Source organism: Muricauda sp. SCSIO 64092 (genome assembly GCF_023016285.1).
GTDB lineage: Bacteria > Bacteroidota > Bacteroidia > Flavobacteriales > Flavobacteriaceae > Croceivirga.
This window is the reverse complement of record NZ_CP095413.1, coordinates 3,487,748-3,505,049: the sequence shown is the minus strand read 5'-3', so window position 1 is coordinate 3,505,049 and position 17,302 is coordinate 3,487,748. Positions and strand designations below refer to the sequence as shown.

Sequence of the window (17,302 nt, the reverse complement as noted above, 5' to 3'; positions counted from 1 at the left end):
AGCAGTCATGATATCATTTAAGTTGGTCGGTGGACTTAGTCCGATAGGGGAGTTAAACCTTTAGGTTTTCGGCAAAAACACTTCAGCCATCATACATCGGGCCGATCCTCCACCACAGGTTTCTATGGTGTCCAAAGGGCTATGGATGATAGCACAATGCTTTTCAATGGCTTTGACTTGATCCTCCCTTAAACTATCGTACGCTTGGGAACTCATCACCATAAAGCGTTTTCCATCCTTTCCTATCACCTGAAGCATATTACCGGCAAAATGATGCATTTGACTTTCCGTTATCGGAATGATTTCCCTCCCATCCAATTTTAGGTGTTCCACCACATTTTTCCGCTCTTTTTTATCATCAATGGTATCCAAACAAATGACTACAAAGGTCTCTGCCATAGCCATCATTACATTGGTATGGTAAATGGGCAAACGCTCCCCATTTACGGTTTGATTGGCCGTAAAAATCACGGGGAAACAGTCAAAATCCTCACAGAACTCTATAAAAAGATCTTCGTGTGCCCTTTCAGATAAGGCACAATATGCTTTTTGATTCACCCGGTCCTTCAGTATACTTCCCGTTCCTTCCAAAAACACACCCTCTTCTTCAGCAGCCGTATAATCAATAACGGTATCTATCCGGAAACCTTCCTTCTCCAAAATAGCAAAGATATCCTCCCGGCGTTCCTTTCTTCTGTTGGGAGCGAACATAGGATAGATCACCACTGTACCACTATCATGAAAGGATACCCAATTGTTTGGGAAAATGGAGTCCGGCGTATCCGTTTCCAACTGATCCTTTATGGTCACCACCTTCACCCCATGATCTTGAAGCACCTTTACAAAAGCATCAAATTCCACCTGTGCCCTTGCATTGATTTCAGAATTCTTTGAACCTAAATCTTCCTGGAAATAGTTATTTACGGCAGTTTGTTCGTTCATTCGAAAAGCCACTGGCCTAATCATTAGTATCGTATTGGTAATCTGCATTTTAAGTTACTATCAGCTTATTGAAATTTGAAGTACATCCTAAACGGATGTGCAAATATGGATTTTATTTTCCCAAGAATCGGTATCCCCGTATAATTTAGTTCAAAGTCCGCCTGGAACCCTGTTACCATTTCTTTATTTGCCATTAAAATCCACCTCCCGTTCAAACGGATTCAAAAGCTTGTCAATTAAAATACTGGTCGTACGCCTGTCCAAGGGAACTGTTTCGGAAAAAGGTTCGGAAACGATTTCAGCAATCCATAATTCCTTTAAATCGTCCAGGGTTATTCCTTTGGTAAGCGAATTCATGATGTCCACAATATACTTGGGCGATACCCATGCTCCAGAAGCAGGCAGGTCCATTAATTTGGGATAGGCCCCTAGCAAACCAGACTTTAATTCAAATTCCGAAACCCTCCTTTCCGGATAAAACCAGGTTTCATTGGCCCATTTATAGGGTACCCCATAACCTTCGAGCACTCCGGAGGCCCCTATTCTTTGGATCGATTCAAACGCCCTATCCGTAGGGGGAACATCTATAAATGGCATGAGATAGGCTTTGCTGTTGAGCAAGGCCTGCTGCACTTTTCTAATGGATACCTTGGTGGTTGACACCTTATCCAAAACGGCCAAGGCCGCTATGGCCCCTGATGCCTGTCCTATACCCAATACCACTGGTTGCAATCGTGTAGTACCATTTACAATATTGGAAACACTGATGTTCTTATCCGCCACCAGAAAGTTTTCCATCCCTTTTGGTATTAAGCATCCCATTGGAATACTATAACTGGGCACCTTGATGTTTATAAATTCAATTTTGGGGGCATTTGGGTTCTTATCATGGTGGTGATCTATGGGATAGTCCCCTACGGCGATTCCCGTTTTATACAGCTCAAAATCATAGGGCCTTTCCAAATGATCGGCAACTAAAAACACCTCTCCCTTTACCCTTCTACCTTCCCTATGGTAGGGAATCATGGGATATCCGTCCTTCGTGGGAAATTCCTTCTCCAGCCTTAGGTTGGTGAAACCCAATTCGTTTTGAATGTAATGGATAAATCCCTGGGTGAAGCGCTTTGCCCTTTCCATGGCCTCTTTTGTTTCGGTTTCTGAAAGTTGGGGCCAATCCACAAAATAATCGTTACCGCAATTGGGCCAATTGATCATGTACTTATTGTTGGGAAGCTTACCATAATTCAGCATTTGTTCACAATCGGACACGCTACCAAACATCTCCCCTTTTTCCCTATGGCAGGCACAGGCATATACTTTGGGATCATAATCCGTGGGCCTGTCCACCAATCCTCTGGTGTCTTTTTTCCGCCCTACATCCTTTAGAATGGCCGCATAGGTCAAATCCTGTACCATGGCATTCCCAATCCCAGGAGCTTGCGCTTCCCCAGTCTCCGCTTTGGAATCCATCCCAAGACGGTACTCCGCACCTACCAAAGGCAGCAGTTCTCCGGTTTCGGTAGCATCAATAAGCACGATAGCTTTAGTAAACCGTTCCTTGCCCCTTACCCGATAATTGACCTTCCACTTTTCCTGCTCCCTTTCGACCTTTCCATACCGGGCATTAAAAACAATGTCCAAATTGGGGATAGTTGCCATTTTGGTCAGAATGGCATTGCCGACGGAAGGTTCAAAAAGGGTATGACTGACCCAACCCGTAGCCACCTCTTTTGGCCCCCCATAATACTCATATAGTTTTTGACGAAATTCTCCCCAAATACCGGATGGCAATCCATGGTTCCCATCAATGGCGGATACCCCCGCCGAAGTCAACATGCCGCCCAACCATTCGGTCTTTTCCAGGATTTGTACACTCGCTCCCATACGAGCTGCTTGAATCGCTGCCGAAGTTCCTCCGGCACCACCCCCAATAATAAGGACATCCACTTCTTTTTGGGAATGCCCAAGCATACAAAAAAAGAAGGAAATGGTCAGGAATAGTGTTCTCATCATCGTATCATATTTGATATCCTTCAAATGGTATCCAGCGTTCTTGAAATTTCCAAGAGTGCCCGTGGAACATGAAAACAACCCTTCCATTTACCCCCTTTTAAATGAAGCAAAAGCTCTCCCCTTCTATCAAGATAGCCGTACCATTCCCCTCCATTTTTGGGGTCCCTAAAGTGGTACCATGTATATTCATGTACTTTTTCAAACCAGGTTTTGGCCTTTGGACTGCGATTAAAGGCGTAGGTTTTTGCCAGGGCCACCAGGGTTTCCAAATGTACCCACCACAATTTCCGGTCCCATTCCAAATGTTCCGTTGGTTGGCCTTTGGCATCCAAGAAGTAAAAAATCCCACCATATTGCTCATCCCATCCCTTTTCCAGTTGTTGGTACATAATTTGCTCGGCCTCTTCCACTAAAGCCAAATCATTGTTCCGCAATCCAATATTCATAATGAACCACATGGCTTCAATGGCATGTCCGGGATTTAGAAGCCTTCCTTCAAAACTATCCACAAATTCCCCATTTTCAGAAATGTTTTCCAATACCAAACCCCTTTGGGAATCATAAAACTGAGTGATGATGAGTGTGGCAATGTCCGCAGTTAATTTTGATACCTCTTGCTTCCCTAGAATAGGTTCCAATTCCATGGAAAGATTGCTGAGGATCATGGGAAGTGCAAAGTTTTGTAGATTTCGGGTTCCCGGGTATTTCTTATTGTAAGGTCCTTTGGGATTATCTTGACGCCTAAGGATATTCCAAAATGTGTCTTTGGCAATTTCTGCATAGCGCTGTTCGCCGGAAATCCCATAATACGCCCCAAAAGCCATTGCAGCAAAACAATCGGAAAAAATGTTATAGGGTTGGACCAAAGGATTTCCCCTTTGATCTAGGGAAAAATACCAATCCCCATTTTTATCCCTACCATGGTTTTCGAGAAAATTAATGCCATGCCTGGCCATTTCCTTCCAATTGGGATTTGCTTCCAACGAACTGTACAATGTTGAAAACATCCACGCCTGCCTGGCCTGCAACCAAATAAATTTGTCCGTATCATATACATTCCCCTGTAAATCAAGACAGGTAAAATAGCCGCCATAAACATCATCCTTGGAATGGCTTTCCCAAAATGGGATTACTTCCTTACATAGTTCCTCCTTGTAAATGTCAACGTACTTTTTCAAACGATTTAGGATTTGGTCATAATGTTAGCTGTTCCCCAAAATGCTCCAGGTACCTATTGTACAAATGGCCTGCTTGACGATAGGAAGACTGGGGACTCATAAAATGGGAAAATTCAAATGTTATGGCCTTTGTACATCCAGCCCTTTTGGCGGCCTCCATTTTTAATAGCAGTTTTTCAAACTTTATAGGCAAAAACTTTATGGGCATGTCCCTATCAAATGACTCGGTATTGGTCCATGACTGCATACCATAGGTATCTGCCAGTTTTTTGTTGATCTTCAAATAGTCCCCCAGCTCCTCATAAGCTACATGGCCATCCTGAAAAGCCACAATATCTATGGCCCCCTGTACACCATCAAAAATCTCGTTCCATTCCGCCTGGTGTTCTTTAAGGGAGACCACTTCTTCTTTGGAAATGGAAGTATCTGCTGCCATCACGGCTTTTTTACCATCAATCCAAGGGGAGATAAAAACGGGCAAACCCTGACTTACCGCTTTGCACTGCTTCCCCAATGTAGCAATGGTCTCAATGGCCCCTTTTGTCCTTCTGCTTAGCTCAAGACTTAAATACCATCCTTTAAAGCTCTTGAAATGGCCATATTGCGTATAAACCTCTTCAATAACCTTAAGATTAACATCAAGCTCCTGGGTCATATTACCGGTCGCCCAATAGGCTCCACTATCATAGGTTCCAAAATAAAACTGCATCCCATAAAGGTCCGACAATTCCAGAAATTGTTTGACCAGGTCAACCCTTGGCATAAAACAATCCTTTTTCTGAACCAGGTATTTAGAGGGGTACGTTAAAAACTTTTGATAGCCACATCGAATGAGAACTACGGTATCAATGCCCATTTTTTTCATGAGCTTAAAATCGTTTTCCCATTCTTTTCTTCCCCAATTCTGATGTGGAATATCATGGCTTATTTCGTCCAAAAAAGTTCCGCTGATCATTAAACTCCCTTCCATAACACTAAACATTCTTTAAATTATCCCACCACAATCTTTTTAATAGATAACTGGTCAGAATTAAAACCGCGGACCATACCACCATCTGGGTGTTCTCCCTAAGCATAAAATAAATGGGAATGACCACCTGGGCCATTTGCCAAACGATACCGATGCCAATATTGGATGCATCGCGTCCCATATCTTTATTGGGTACAAAGGACGGGTCCTCCGCCATTACCTCCTTTTTGATAGGTCCCCAAAAGCCCCAAGGCCGGGTTTGTTTGTAAAACGTTTTTACCGCTTCACGATTTGGAAGTGGTTCCAGGTAGGTTCCCACTATGCATCCCAAAAAGGAAAACAGGAATATGATAGGGAAAACAAATATGTCCACATACTCGGAAAAGAAAAAGAGCTTTATAGTGGAAGCCACCAAACCAAATAGCATTCCCCAAAAATATCCATTGCCGGTAAACCTCCACCATACCCACTTCAATACATTCGCCGCCACATACCCTCCATACAAGGCAGAACTCAACCATAAAATCAGCTCATTAAGGGAACCTGCGTTAAGGCCAAAAACTATTCCGATAACGACGATTCCCAAAGATGAAATGATGCTTAACCTTACCAACCGTTTGTCCTGGGCATTGGGATTAATATACTTTTTGTAGATATCATTGACAATATAGGCAGGAGCAGCATTGACAAAGGCGGCAAAGGTTCCCATAAAAGCGGCCAAAAATCCGGCAAGCATCAATCCTTTAAGTCCCACGGGCAAGAATTTGTTAATGGCCAAGGGCAGAATCTGTTCAAAATCAATATTTGCTCCCATCGCCATAAGTTCCGGCCCCAGATATGCCAAGGAAAGCACGGTAAAACCGACAATCATAAAATATCTTGGAATGTAGAGTACACAAATGGTCAAAAAACTCATCTTCGCCGCCTCAGCAGGATTCTTGGTCGCAAGGATGCGTTGCATATCATAACTTGGTACGGGACCGGCGGTAGATGCCAAAATCCCTTTCAACACCATTAGGACAAACAATAGCCCAAATAAATCAAAACCATCTTTTGCTATTTTTCCATTTACTTGGGGGAGGGTCGTTTCACTCCAATCAAGATCAAGTTTCCAAGAAAACATAAGTTCCTTCCACCCCTCTGGGACCACGGCATTTATCTGATCGGCACTGGTCATGTTATAGGCAATGATCCCTACACCAATACACGCTATGGTCATGATTATAAATTGCATCACTTCCGTAGCGACCACGCTATGCATACCTCCCTTAACGGTATAGAGCGAAGTAAGCCCGCAAACCAAAAGTGCGTAGCTTTTGGCCGATGAGACTTGGTATCCTAAAAAATCAAATGTCAAATCCCACGGGAGTATTGAAGTGCAATACTTCCCTATTCCTTCAAAAAAGTAGGCAATGAAGCCCAACACGCTGATTACGGCAAATATGACAATGATAATATGGGATAGTTTGGCACCTTTGCCGTCACCAAACCGAAACGTAATCCACTCCGCTCCCGTCATTACATTGGACCTCCGCATCCATACGGCCAAATAAACGAAGATAAAAACCTGGTTCCATACGGGCCACAGCCAAGGCAACCATGCACTTTTAAGCCCATAGACAAACAGGATGCCCACCGTCCACATGGTTCCAGAAATATCGAACATCCCGGAAGCATTGCTAAGCCCCAAGTAGTACCATGGCAGTTTATTACCCCCTAAAAAATAGGATTCCAGATTTTTTGACGACCTTTTTGAAAGATAAAACCCAAGGGCCAACACCCCTACAATATAGACCAGTACTATGGAAATATCCCAATAGGAAAGTTTCATAAAGTTTTTAGATCACATCCCAAATATCGAAAAGTACGTACAGAGTACACAATAGTCCCAATAAAAAATAGTAAAAGATGATATATCTATGGCAACTACACCGTTCCCCGTACCAAGGGCAATGTACTACAACGCAAGAGTCCTCCTTGTTTTGAAATCTCTGAATACGGAATCTCCTCAACGGTAAAACCCTGGTCCCTTAACCAATTATTGAGACGGGTAAAATTTTGCTCAGAAACCACCACCTCAGGAGAAATGGAGAACACATTACTGAACATGCGGTACATTTCATCCGCACTTATCTCAAAAACATTTTCTTTCCCAAAGTAATTTACCAACCACTGGTATTCCTCTTCGATCAAAAACCCATTTTTGTGAATGATGGCCTTATCCTTACCTACAGGTTGGAAACAACAATCCAGGTGCAGGGCATTTTCTTTGGGATTTGCAATGGATTTCCGCAATTCGAAGGACTTCACCTTTTTGTTGGGAAACATTTGTTTGATGTAATCCACTCCTTCCCAATTGGTTCTTGCCGTAATATAGTTGGGATAATCATGCCCCGTGTATGTTCCAATAAAAATATCGTCGTTCCATGGCATTACATCCCCACCCTCAATGTGCACTTCTTCCGGAGGATATAAAATACTATCTGGATCAATATATTCCAACACATGTAGAATGGCCTCAAACTCGTCTTCCCTATCCGGAAGGATATTTGCCTTAATCAGTTTATCCCCAATGACAAAAGCAATATCCCTGGAGAATATTTGGTTACAGTCCTTCAATACCTCCGGGCGAAATACTTCCACTCCATACTTCTCAAAAACCTGTACAAATGCCTCCATTTCCTTAATCATATCTTCCTCTTTGGGATAGGTCCCGGCCAATATGTGTTCCAAGGATTTGGGATCGTAGGCATCTTCTGGTTTCGGAACGGGACCACTACTTTCCGCGGTCCCCAGTACCACTGCTTTTAACTGGGAAGTTTCATCCGCTATATTAAGCTTTAGCATGTATTGAAGTTTTGCGCAAATATAAAAAAGTCCATTTCCAACAATGTTGGAAACGGACAATATTCAAAAAAAGATGGATGTTATCGATTCTCTAACTTCACAAAGCTTCTATCGTTGGCACCTATATAAACCTGTCTGGGTCTTCCAATGGGCTCTTTTCGCAAGCGCATCTCCCGCCACTGGGCAATCCATCCGGGAAGTCGGCCCAATGCAAACATTACCGTAAACATATCTACCGGTATGCCCATGGCCCTGTAAATGATTCCAGAATAAAAATCCACGTTGGGATACAACTTCCGGTCAACAAAATATTGATCCTCCAGGGCTTCTTTCTCCAGTCCTTTTGCAATTTCCAGAATAGGGTCTTCTATACCCAATGCACCCAGAACCTCATCGGCAGATTTCTTAATGATTCGAGCCCGTGGATCAAAGTTCTTATAGACCCTATGCCCAAAGCCCATTAATCGAAATGGGTCTTCCTTGTCCTTGGCCTTGGCCATATATTTTTTGGTATCCCCACCATCATCCTCGATGGCCTTTAACATTTCCAAAACCGCTTGATTGGCGCCTCCATGCAGTGGGCCCCAAAGTGCGGAAATACCTGCTGAAAGTGAAGCAAACAAGCCCGCATGGGACGAGCCTACGATCCTCACCGTGGATGTGGAACAGTTTTGCTCGTGATCTGCATGAAGTATGAGAAGCTTATCCAAAGCATCGATTACAATTTTATTCTTCTCGTATTCCTTATTGGGGCGTTTGAACATCATTTTATGAATGTTTTCCACATAACCCAAGCTATCGTCACCATAGTCCAACGGCAAGCCCATTTTCTTTCGCATGGTCCATGCCACCAGAACGGGAAACTTTGCCAAAATACGAACAATGGAATTGTACATGGCCTGTTCCGAGGAAACATCAACAGAAGAAGGATTAAAAGCGACCAAAGCACTGGTCAAGGAAGAAAGGACCCCCATTGGGTGGGCCGATTTTGGGAAACCATCCAAAATCTTTTTCATTTCCTCATCAACATGGGATTCCGCCTTAATATCTTGATCAAATTTCCCCAACTGCTCTTTGTTGGGAAGTTCCCCAAAAATGAGAAGGTAAGCTACTTCCAAAAAATCTGCCTTTTCCGCCAGGTCTTCAATAGAATATCCCCTATATCTTAGAATGCCCTTTTCACCATCCAAAAAAGTAATACCGCTCTCACAAGATCCCGTATTCTTATACCCCGGATCTATAGTGACCATCCCCGTAGTACCTCGCAATGTTTTTATATCAATGGCCAATTCATTCTCGGTTCCCTCCATTACGGGAAACTCATATTTTTTTCCTTCAAATTCTATTGTTGCGGTTCTAGACATTTATGTGTTTTTAATAATAATTGAAAAGCCCATAAATTTACGAAAAAGCCAAGGTTTTAACAATTCAAACACATTAATTTGAATTATTATTAACAATATTGAAAAGATGGTAGAAACCTTACAGCTTATAGAGCTGTTCGTAGTATTTGTTCACCGATTTTTTCCATGTAAATCGCTTGCGTTTGGCCGCAGTTTGAATCTTTTTCCAAGTAGGTTTGTCCTTTTCAAACACGTCCAAAACCTCATCGAACACTTTGAGCATGTTCTCAATCTTTTCGTCGTAGGTTTTACCATCAAAGGCAAAACCGGTCTTCATATGTTCCACGGTATCGATCAAACCTCCCGTATGATGGACCAAACAAGGATTTCCATTGCGCATGGCCAACATTTGGCTTATCCCACAGGGTTCAAAAAGACTGGGCATAAAATAAAGATCGGATTCCAGGTACATGGAATCGATCAGGCTTTCCGATTGACCATTGGTAAATATGAAGTTCTTGTTCTCATAACTTATGCCCCTAAAAAGGTCTTCATATTCCGGTGCACCGGTCCCCAATAGCATGAATATGCCCTGGACCCTTTCCAGTTTTTTCAAAATTTCCACAAAGGCTTCGGGCGATCTTTTGAAGAAATAAAACTTTTGCTCGGTCAATCTGGCCACGCTGGAAACAATAAACTTTGGACGATTGCCCACAAATTGCATGATTTTCTCCCCCGTATGGGCCAAAAAATCGGCTTTATACTTTTTGTCCTCATCCTGTAGCCATCGGAAAAGGGCTTTGACCGTATTTCTATAAATCTCCCCCTTGGCCTCTACATTGATGTTTTTGTAATTACAGCCATTCAAAATTCCAAACAACCTTCCTTCAACGTCGGCAGCCTTCAAATCCTCCTCCAACCCTTCACCACCTATGAATTCCGGTCGGGAACTGGGCAACATCACATCTTGCTTGTACGAAGGGGAAACCGTATGTACCGTATCCGCCAGACGAATGCCCACTGCCATGAGATTGATACAGTCCTGATAGCGATAGTCCATTAATTTTTGATAATCAATGGGGAGTTCGGGATACCAATTCTGAAGGGAGGCGTAATTGCCCATAAAAGGGCGTATTCCCTGAATGGCCAGATTGTGTATACTGTATACAAATTGAATCTCCTTGAGTGTTTTGTAGCCCGGGTGATATTCCCGTAGATAAAGCAGTAGACTTGAATGCCAATCGTGAAGATGAACCACATCCAGATCCCCAAAGGCACCTTGTTTTATAGCCTCTGCAACAGCAGTGCAGAAGATGGTATATTTTATGAAATCCGTAAAAAATGGTTCTTCCGGGTCATCGTGATAAATGTGGGCAATACCGCCAGCTTCAATTTCGGGATGGTGGATAACATAGTGATGGATAAGGTCGATTTTTTTCTTTCCATCCACTTCATACAACTCGGCGGTATAATCGACTCCCCTAAGGCTAAAATTCAGATGGGTCTTAAAGGTTCCATTTTGATGCAGTCTTCCATAGGACGGAACTACCACATGGGTCTTATCCTTTCGTTCAGCTATTTGCCTTGGGACGTCTCGGACAACGTCTCCCATACCTCCTGCTTTGCAGTGCGGAATCGCGTCATTCTCAGCGGCCGCAAAAAGGAAATTCTTCATGATTTTGAGTTATTCTTGTTTAGTTCAGTTGGATTAAGGTACGCTATAAAAGGCGCAAAAAAAAGCCTTTCTCAAAAAGGAAAGGCTTTTCATATGCTAAATAATTGTTATCGTTTTACCTTGAACGCTTTCTCCTGTGGATAGTAGGCAACATCTCCCAATTCTTCTTCAATTCTTAGCAATTGGTTGTACTTGGCCATACGATCGCTCCTTGAAGCCGAACCTGTTTTAATTTGGCCCGTGTTCAATGCAACGGCGAGATCGGCAATGGTATTGTCTTCCGTTTCTCCGGAACGGTGGGACATTACGGAAGTATACCCCGCATTTTTTGCCATGTTCACCGCTGCTATGGTCTCCGTTAACGAACCTATTTGATTTACCTTGATCAAAATGGAATTGCCGATACCGTTTTCAATACCTCTTGACAATCGTTCCACATTGGTCACAAATAAATCGTCCCCGACCAACTGAACTTTACTCCCCACTTTTTCTGTCAATAATTTCCATCCATCCCAATCGTTCTCGTCCATACCGTCCTCAATGGAAATAATGGGATATTTGGCACACAGTTCTGCCAAATACTCCGCTTGTTCCGCAGATGTCCGCACAGCACCTTTATCCCCTTCAAACTTGGTATAGTCATATTTGCCATCCTCATAGAATTCTGCAGAAGCGCAGTCCAATGCAATCATCACTTCATCCCCAAATTTATACCCCGCATTTTCCACTGCCTTGGCAATGGTCTCAATAGCATCTTCGGTTCCATCCAAAGTTGGGGCAAAACCACCTTCATCACCAACCGCTGTGCTCAATCCCCTTCCGTGCAGTACTTTTTTAAGGTTGTGGAAGATTTCAGTACCCATTTGCATGGCATGGCTAAAATCCTTTGCCTTTACGGGCATGATCATGAACTCTTGGAAAGCAATGGGTGCATCGGAATGGGAGCCCCCATTTATAATGTTCATCATGGGAACGGGAAGTGTGTTGGCACTAACACCACCCACGTAACGGTACAATGGCATCGCCAATTCTTCCGCGGCAGCTTTGGCAACGGCCAGGGAAACACCAAGAATGGCGTTCGCCCCCAATTTGGATTTGTTGGGCGTACCATCCAGTTCGATCATTCTTTGATCAATATAGTTCTGCTCAAAAACAGATGTTCCTACCAATTCTTCGGCCAAAATGGTGTTTACGTTGTTCACGGCCTTTCCAACACCTTTGCCCATAAAGGAGTCACCACCATCGCGTAATTCCACTGCCTCATGCTCTCCTGTTGAAGCTCCTGAAGGAACTGCCGCACGACCCAAAATGCCATTTTCCGTTACCACATCGACCTCTACGGTGGGGTTTCCCCGGGAGTCCAAAATCTGTCTTGCATGAATATTAACGATAATGCTCATAATGTCTGTTTTTAAGGTTGAAAATTATAGGCACGAAAATACAAAAGCCCCGAGTTTATGATGTATGATAAACGTCATAAAATCATGATAATAAAAAGAAAATCCACTATAACGTTTTAGTTCTGACTTGCTTGTATGGCTTCAAAAAACTGGTCAAAAAGGTATTCCGCATCATGGGGTCCAGGACTGGCCTCCGGATGGTATTGGACCGAGAACACATTTTTATATTTCATTTTGATTCCAGCTACTGTTCCATCATTTAAATGGGTATGGGTAATCTCCAGATTGGGATTGGCCTCCGTTTCTTCGCGATTTACCGAAAATCCATGGTTTTGCGATGTAATCTCCCCCTTTCCTGTCATTAAATTAAGAATAGGGTGGTTAATTCCTCGATGGCCGTGGTGCATCTTGTAGGTGGATACCCCATTGGCCAGTGCCAAAACCTGGTGTCCCAAACAAATGCCAAACAAGGGTTTGTTTGTCTTCAATATCTGTTTTGTGGTCTCAATGGATTTGGTAAGGGGTTCCGGATCACCGGGACCATTGGAAATGAAATATCCATCTGGCTCCCATGCTGTCATTTCCTCAATGGAGGCGTCATAGGGAAACACCTTTATGTAAGCGTCCCGCTTTGCCAGGTTTCTGAGGATGTTCTTTTTAATACCAATATCCAAAGCGGAAATCTTGAACTTGGCATCTTCCTCCCCAAAATAGTAGGCTTTCTTGGTGGAGACCTTGGAAACCAATTCCAAACCTTTCATGCTTGGCACTTTTTTCAATTCCGCTTTCAAGGCCCCTATTTCATCAACACACGTGGAAATTACGGCGTTCATGGCGCCATTGTCCCGGATATAGCTGACCAATGCCCGAGTATCCACGTCAGAAATGGCAAACAATTGGTTATCGTTTAAAAAATCCAAAAGGCTTTTGTCCGCATCTGGCCGGGAATATTCATAACTGAAATTCTTGACAATCAACCCCGCAATCTTAATGGAGTCCGATTCCACTTCATCATCATTTGTGCCATAATTTCCGATATGGGCGTTTGTAGCGACCATTATCTGACCATAATAGGAAGGATCCGTAAAAATCTCCTGATATCCTGTCATCCCCGTATTGAAACACACCTCCCCAAATGCAGTTCCTTCTTTGTCACCAACCGCTTTACCATAAAAAATGGTACCATCCTCCAGAAGTACCAGTGCCTTTTTTCGTTTTTGATATTTCATGTTTTACTAATCAAAATTTCACAAAACAACATAAAAAAAGGATACGTTCTCACGTATCCTTTTTCCTATTTTTCAATGAATAATCAACATTTGTTTATTCTTCGGAATCATCAACTGTTGTGGTGGTTTCCGAAACTGGCGCGGCAACACCTGCTGCAGCCTTACCTTTTCCCCTTCTACTTCTTCTAGTGGATTTCTTTTTGGGCTTACCGGCATTATAGGTTTCATTAAAATCTACGAGCTCGATCATTGCCATATCGGCATTATCCCCCAAACGGTTACCCAACTTAATGATTCGGGTGTATCCTCCGGGCCTATCGCCCACTTTTTCGGCAACTGTTCCAAACAATTCCGTAATGGCATATTTGCTTCGAAGGTTCTTAAAAACGATCCTTCTATTGTGCATGCCCTTCTCTGTGGTCTGGTTGTTCTCCGTTTTCGCTTTCGTGATCAATGGTTCCACAAATTGTTTTAGGGCTTTGGCCTTCGCAACTGTAGTATTGATCCGTTTATGCTCAATTAGGGAACAGGCCATGTTTGCCAACATTGCTTTTCTGTGCGATGCCGTTCTCCCCAGGTGATTGAATTTTTTTCCGTGTCTCATCTTTACTTTGTTATCATCTTGCTACCAGATCCCAATGCTATTTATCGGGAGAGCAAAATATGATTATTAGTCCTTATCCAATTTGTATTTGGTCAAATCCATTCCAAATTGTAATCCCTTATTGATTACCAGTTCCTCAAGTTCGGTCAAGGATTTTTTACCAAAGTTTCTAAACTTCATTAAATCATTCTTGTTGAATGAAACCAAGTCCCCCAAGGTATCGACCTCAGCTGCTTTTAAACAGTTCAAGGCGCGCACGGAAAGGTCCATATCCACCAATTTGGTTTTTAGTAACTGACGCATGTGCAGTGATTCCTCATCATAGGTTTCCGTTTGTGCAATTTCATCAGCTTCAAGCGTAATTCGCTCATCGGAGAACAACATAAAGTGATGGATCAAAACCTTGGCAGCTTCTGTCAGGGCATCTTTAGGATGTATGGAACCATCGCTAACGATCTCGAAAACCAATTTTTCGTAATCCGTCTTCTGTTCCACCCTATAGTTTTCAATGCTATACTTTACATTCTTGATCGGCGTAAATACAGAGTCAACGGCAATGGTGCCCAAAGGGGCATTGGATTTCTTGTTTTCCTCTGCAGGGACATAACCCCTGCCTTTTTCAATAATGATTTCCATATTCACGGAAACCTTTGGGTCCATGTTACAGACGACCAAATCTGGATTCAATACTTGGTATCCTGAGATGAATTTTTGGAAATCACCTGCGGTCATCTGTTCTTTTCCACTCACTGAAATGGATACGGTTTCACTTTCAACGTCATCAATCTGTCTCTTAAAGCGAACTTGTTTTAAGTTCAAGATCATTTCGGTAACATCCTCTACAACCCCAGGGATTACAGAGAATTCATGCTCCACACCATCAATTCTAACCGAAGTGATCGCAAAGCCTTCCAAAGAGGAAAGCAATACCCTGCGCAAGGCGTTCCCGACAGTCAATCCATAACCGGGCTCCAAAGGGCGAAATTCGAATTTCCCTTCGAAATCCGTTGAATCGATCATTATAACTTTATCGGGCTTCTGAAAATTAAGTAATGCCATAATAGGATGAATGTAGTTTTATTTTGAGTATAACTCGACGATTAGTTGTTCCTTGATGTTTTCAGGAATTTGAAGCCTTTCAGGTACGGTGACAAATGTTCCTTCCTTTTTATCACCATTCCACGTAATCCACTCATATACACTGCTGTTATTCGAAAGTGAATCATTAATGGCTTGAACCGACTTCGATTTTTCCCTTACACCAATTACGTCTCCCGGTCTTAGGGAATATGATGGAATGTTGACCACACCACCATTTACTGTTATGTGCCTATGGGATACCAACTGACGGGCCCCCCTTCTGGAAGGGGCAATACCCATACGGTACACTACATTATCCAAACGGGATTCACAAAGCTGTAAAAGTACCTCACCGGTAACTCCTTCGCGTCTTTTGGCCTCGCTAAAGAGATTTCTAAACTGACGCTCCAAAATACCGTAGGTATATTTTGCTTTCTGTTTTTCTGCCAACTGAATGGCGTATTCTGATTTTTTTCCGCGACGACGGTTGTTTCCGTGCATTCCCGGAGGGTAATTCTTTTTTTCGAACGATTTATCATCGCCGAAAATCGCCTCTCCAAACTTACGGGCGATTTTTGATTTTGGTCCTGTATATCTTGCCATTTTCTAAATTTTTGAATGTGCGATTATGAATTAAGGCTTATCCTTCGATAATCTTGATGCACCTTCAGGTGAAAATCCTTTTCAGGATTATGTTAATTAAACTCTTCTTCTTTTTGGAGGCCTGCAACCGTTGTGCGGTAGCGGGGTAACATCCACAATTTCCGTTACTTCAATTCCCGAATTGTGAATTGTACGAATTGCGGACTCCCTTCCATTTCCCGGGCCTTTCACGAAAACCTTTACTTTTCTAAGACCTGCTTCATGGGCAACCTTTGCACACTCCTCGGCAGCTACCTGGGCAGCATAAGGTGTATTTTTCTTGGAACCACGGAAGCCCATCTTTCCCGCAGAAGACCAGGAAATCACATCACCTTTCTTATTGGTCAAAGAAATAATGATGTTATTGAACGATGCTACAATATGGGCTTCCCCAGTAGCATCAACAATAACTTTTCGCTTTTTTGCAGTTTTGGTACTTGCTTTTGCCATTTTTTCAGTTTATAGCTGCCCGCCTTGTGGGCTGGACAGGTTAGTTTGTAGTTGTTGGAATCCTAACTATTTCCCTTTCAAACAGATCCAACAGCTGACTACTAATGACTAGTATTCTATTTATTATTTAGTTGCCTTTTTCTTGTTGGCAACCGTTTTACGTTTTCCTTTTCTCGTCCTAGAATTGTTTTTGGTACGTTGGCCACGCAGTGGTAAGCCCGATCTATGACGGATTCCACGGAAACATCCAATATCCATTAATCGCTTAATGTTCAATTGTGTTTCTGAGCGTAGTTCCCCTTCAATGGTGTACTCCCCTACAGCCTCACGGATTTTACCAATTTGGTCATCATTCCACTCGGAAACCTTGATATCTTCATCAACACCAGCCTTACCCAAAATCTCCTGGGCACGACTTTTACCGATGCCATAGATGTAGGTCAGTGCAATTGCACCCCTTTTTTGTTTTGGTATATCAACACCTGCAATTCTTGCCATATTATCACTTATTAGTGGTTAGTTGTTAGTGTTGTTGAAAAAGCGGTCACTTTTTCGTCCAACGCCTAACTTCCAACATCTACTTTTATCCTTGTCTTTGTTTAAATCTAGGATTCTTTTTGTTGATTACATACAGCCTGCCTTTTCTGCGAACAATTTTGCAGTCTGCACTTCTCTTCTTAATTGATGCCCTAACTTTCATTTCTAAAGTTTCTTAATATCTGTACGTAATTCTTGCTTTTGTCAAATCGTACGGACTCATTTCCAATTTCACCTTATCTCCAGGCAATAATTTGATGTAATGCATACGCATCTTACCCGAAATATGGGCGGTAACGATATGTCCGTTTTCCAATTCCACTCGAAACATTGCATTGGACAATGCTTCAATGATACTCCCGTCTTGCTCTATGGCCGGTTGTTTTGCCATG

General features: G+C 42.8%; 17 protein-coding genes. All 17 read right to left on the bottom strand.

Annotated features, from left to right (window positions below; all coding sequences use genetic code 11):
* Nucleotides 1-60 precede the first annotated feature (60 nt).
* The gene (gene ctlX, locus L0P88_RS14905) at nucleotides 61-990 is read right to left on the bottom strand and encodes a citrulline utilization hydrolase CtlX (RefSeq protein WP_247130709.1); all 930 of its coding nucleotides are present in this window, start codon (nucleotides 988-990) and stop codon (nucleotides 61-63) included.
* 135 nt (nucleotides 991-1,125) lie between these two features.
* Nucleotides 1,126-2,955: an FAD-dependent oxidoreductase gene (locus L0P88_RS14900; protein WP_247130707.1), complete on the bottom strand. Its 1,830-nt coding sequence runs from the start codon at nucleotides 2,953-2,955 to the stop codon at nucleotides 1,126-1,128.
* A 20-nt stretch (nucleotides 2,956-2,975) separates the two neighbouring features.
* Nucleotides 2,976-4,133 (bottom strand): AGE family epimerase/isomerase, encoded by a 1,158-nt coding sequence (locus L0P88_RS14895; protein ID WP_247130706.1) that lies wholly within the window; start codon nucleotides 4,131-4,133, stop codon nucleotides 2,976-2,978.
* A gap of 16 nt (nucleotides 4,134-4,149) precedes the next feature.
* Complete coding sequence (locus tag L0P88_RS14890; RefSeq protein WP_247130705.1) at nucleotides 4,150-5,115, bottom strand: DUF4434 domain-containing protein; 966 nt, start codon at nucleotides 5,113-5,115, stop codon at nucleotides 4,150-4,152.
* The gene (locus L0P88_RS14885) at nucleotides 5,108-6,934 is read right to left on the bottom strand and encodes a sodium:solute symporter family protein (protein WP_247130704.1); all 1,827 of its coding nucleotides are present in this window, start codon (nucleotides 6,932-6,934) and stop codon (nucleotides 5,108-5,110) included. The genes L0P88_RS14890 and L0P88_RS14885 overlap by 8 nt, the downstream gene beginning before the upstream one ends.
* Before the next feature lie 95 nt (nucleotides 6,935-7,029).
* Complete coding sequence (locus L0P88_RS14880; protein WP_247130702.1) at nucleotides 7,030-7,950, bottom strand: dimethylarginine dimethylaminohydrolase family protein; 921 nt, start codon at nucleotides 7,948-7,950, stop codon at nucleotides 7,030-7,032.
* A gap of 80 nt (nucleotides 7,951-8,030) precedes the next feature.
* Nucleotides 8,031-9,314 carry a citrate synthase gene (locus tag L0P88_RS14875; protein WP_247130701.1) on the bottom strand — a complete coding sequence of 428 codons (1,284 nt, stop codon included), beginning with the start codon at nucleotides 9,312-9,314 and terminating at the stop codon, nucleotides 8,031-8,033.
* A gap of 118 nt (nucleotides 9,315-9,432) precedes the next feature.
* Nucleotides 9,433-10,968 carry a glycogen synthase gene (locus L0P88_RS14870; RefSeq protein WP_247130700.1) on the bottom strand — a complete coding sequence of 512 codons (1,536 nt, stop codon included), beginning with the start codon at nucleotides 10,966-10,968 and terminating at the stop codon, nucleotides 9,433-9,435.
* A 107-nt stretch (nucleotides 10,969-11,075) separates the two neighbouring features.
* On the bottom strand, nucleotides 11,076-12,368 hold the full coding sequence (eno, locus tag L0P88_RS14865) for a phosphopyruvate hydratase (protein ID WP_247130699.1): 1,293 nt from the start codon (nucleotides 12,366-12,368) through the stop codon (nucleotides 11,076-11,078).
* A gap of 116 nt (nucleotides 12,369-12,484) precedes the next feature.
* On the bottom strand, nucleotides 12,485-13,597 hold the full coding sequence (carA, locus tag L0P88_RS14860) for a glutamine-hydrolyzing carbamoyl-phosphate synthase small subunit (RefSeq protein ID WP_247130697.1): 1,113 nt from the start codon (nucleotides 13,595-13,597) through the stop codon (nucleotides 12,485-12,487).
* A 94-nt stretch (nucleotides 13,598-13,691) separates the two neighbouring features.
* Nucleotides 13,692-14,201, bottom strand: a complete 510-nt coding sequence (gene rplQ, locus L0P88_RS14855; protein WP_158779548.1) for a 50S ribosomal protein L17 — start codon at nucleotides 14,199-14,201, stop codon at nucleotides 13,692-13,694.
* 66 nt (nucleotides 14,202-14,267) lie between these two features.
* On the bottom strand, nucleotides 14,268-15,260 hold the full coding sequence (locus L0P88_RS14850; protein ID WP_247130696.1) for a DNA-directed RNA polymerase subunit alpha: 993 nt from the start codon (nucleotides 15,258-15,260) through the stop codon (nucleotides 14,268-14,270).
* Nucleotides 15,261-15,278: 18 nt separating this feature from the next.
* Nucleotides 15,279-15,884, bottom strand: a complete 606-nt coding sequence (rpsD, locus tag L0P88_RS14845) for a 30S ribosomal protein S4 (protein WP_158779550.1) — start codon at nucleotides 15,882-15,884, stop codon at nucleotides 15,279-15,281.
* Nucleotides 15,885-15,980: 96 nt separating this feature from the next.
* Nucleotides 15,981-16,373 (bottom strand): 30S ribosomal protein S11, encoded by a 393-nt coding sequence (rpsK, locus tag L0P88_RS14840; protein WP_158779551.1) that lies wholly within the window; start codon nucleotides 16,371-16,373, stop codon nucleotides 15,981-15,983.
* A gap of 123 nt (nucleotides 16,374-16,496) precedes the next feature.
* A complete protein-coding gene (rpsM, locus tag L0P88_RS14835; RefSeq protein WP_158779552.1) occupies nucleotides 16,497-16,871 on the bottom strand; it encodes a 30S ribosomal protein S13 in 375 nt (124 codons plus the stop codon).
* Between the two features lie 85 nt (nucleotides 16,872-16,956).
* Nucleotides 16,957-17,073 (bottom strand): type B 50S ribosomal protein L36, encoded by a 117-nt coding sequence (gene ykgO, locus L0P88_RS14830; RefSeq protein ID WP_010519235.1) that lies wholly within the window; start codon nucleotides 17,071-17,073, stop codon nucleotides 16,957-16,959.
* Between the two features lie 12 nt (nucleotides 17,074-17,085).
* Nucleotides 17,086-17,301 (bottom strand): translation initiation factor IF-1, encoded by a 216-nt coding sequence (gene infA / locus L0P88_RS14825; RefSeq protein WP_008992257.1) that lies wholly within the window; start codon nucleotides 17,299-17,301, stop codon nucleotides 17,086-17,088.
* Nucleotide 17,302 lies beyond the last annotated feature (1 nt).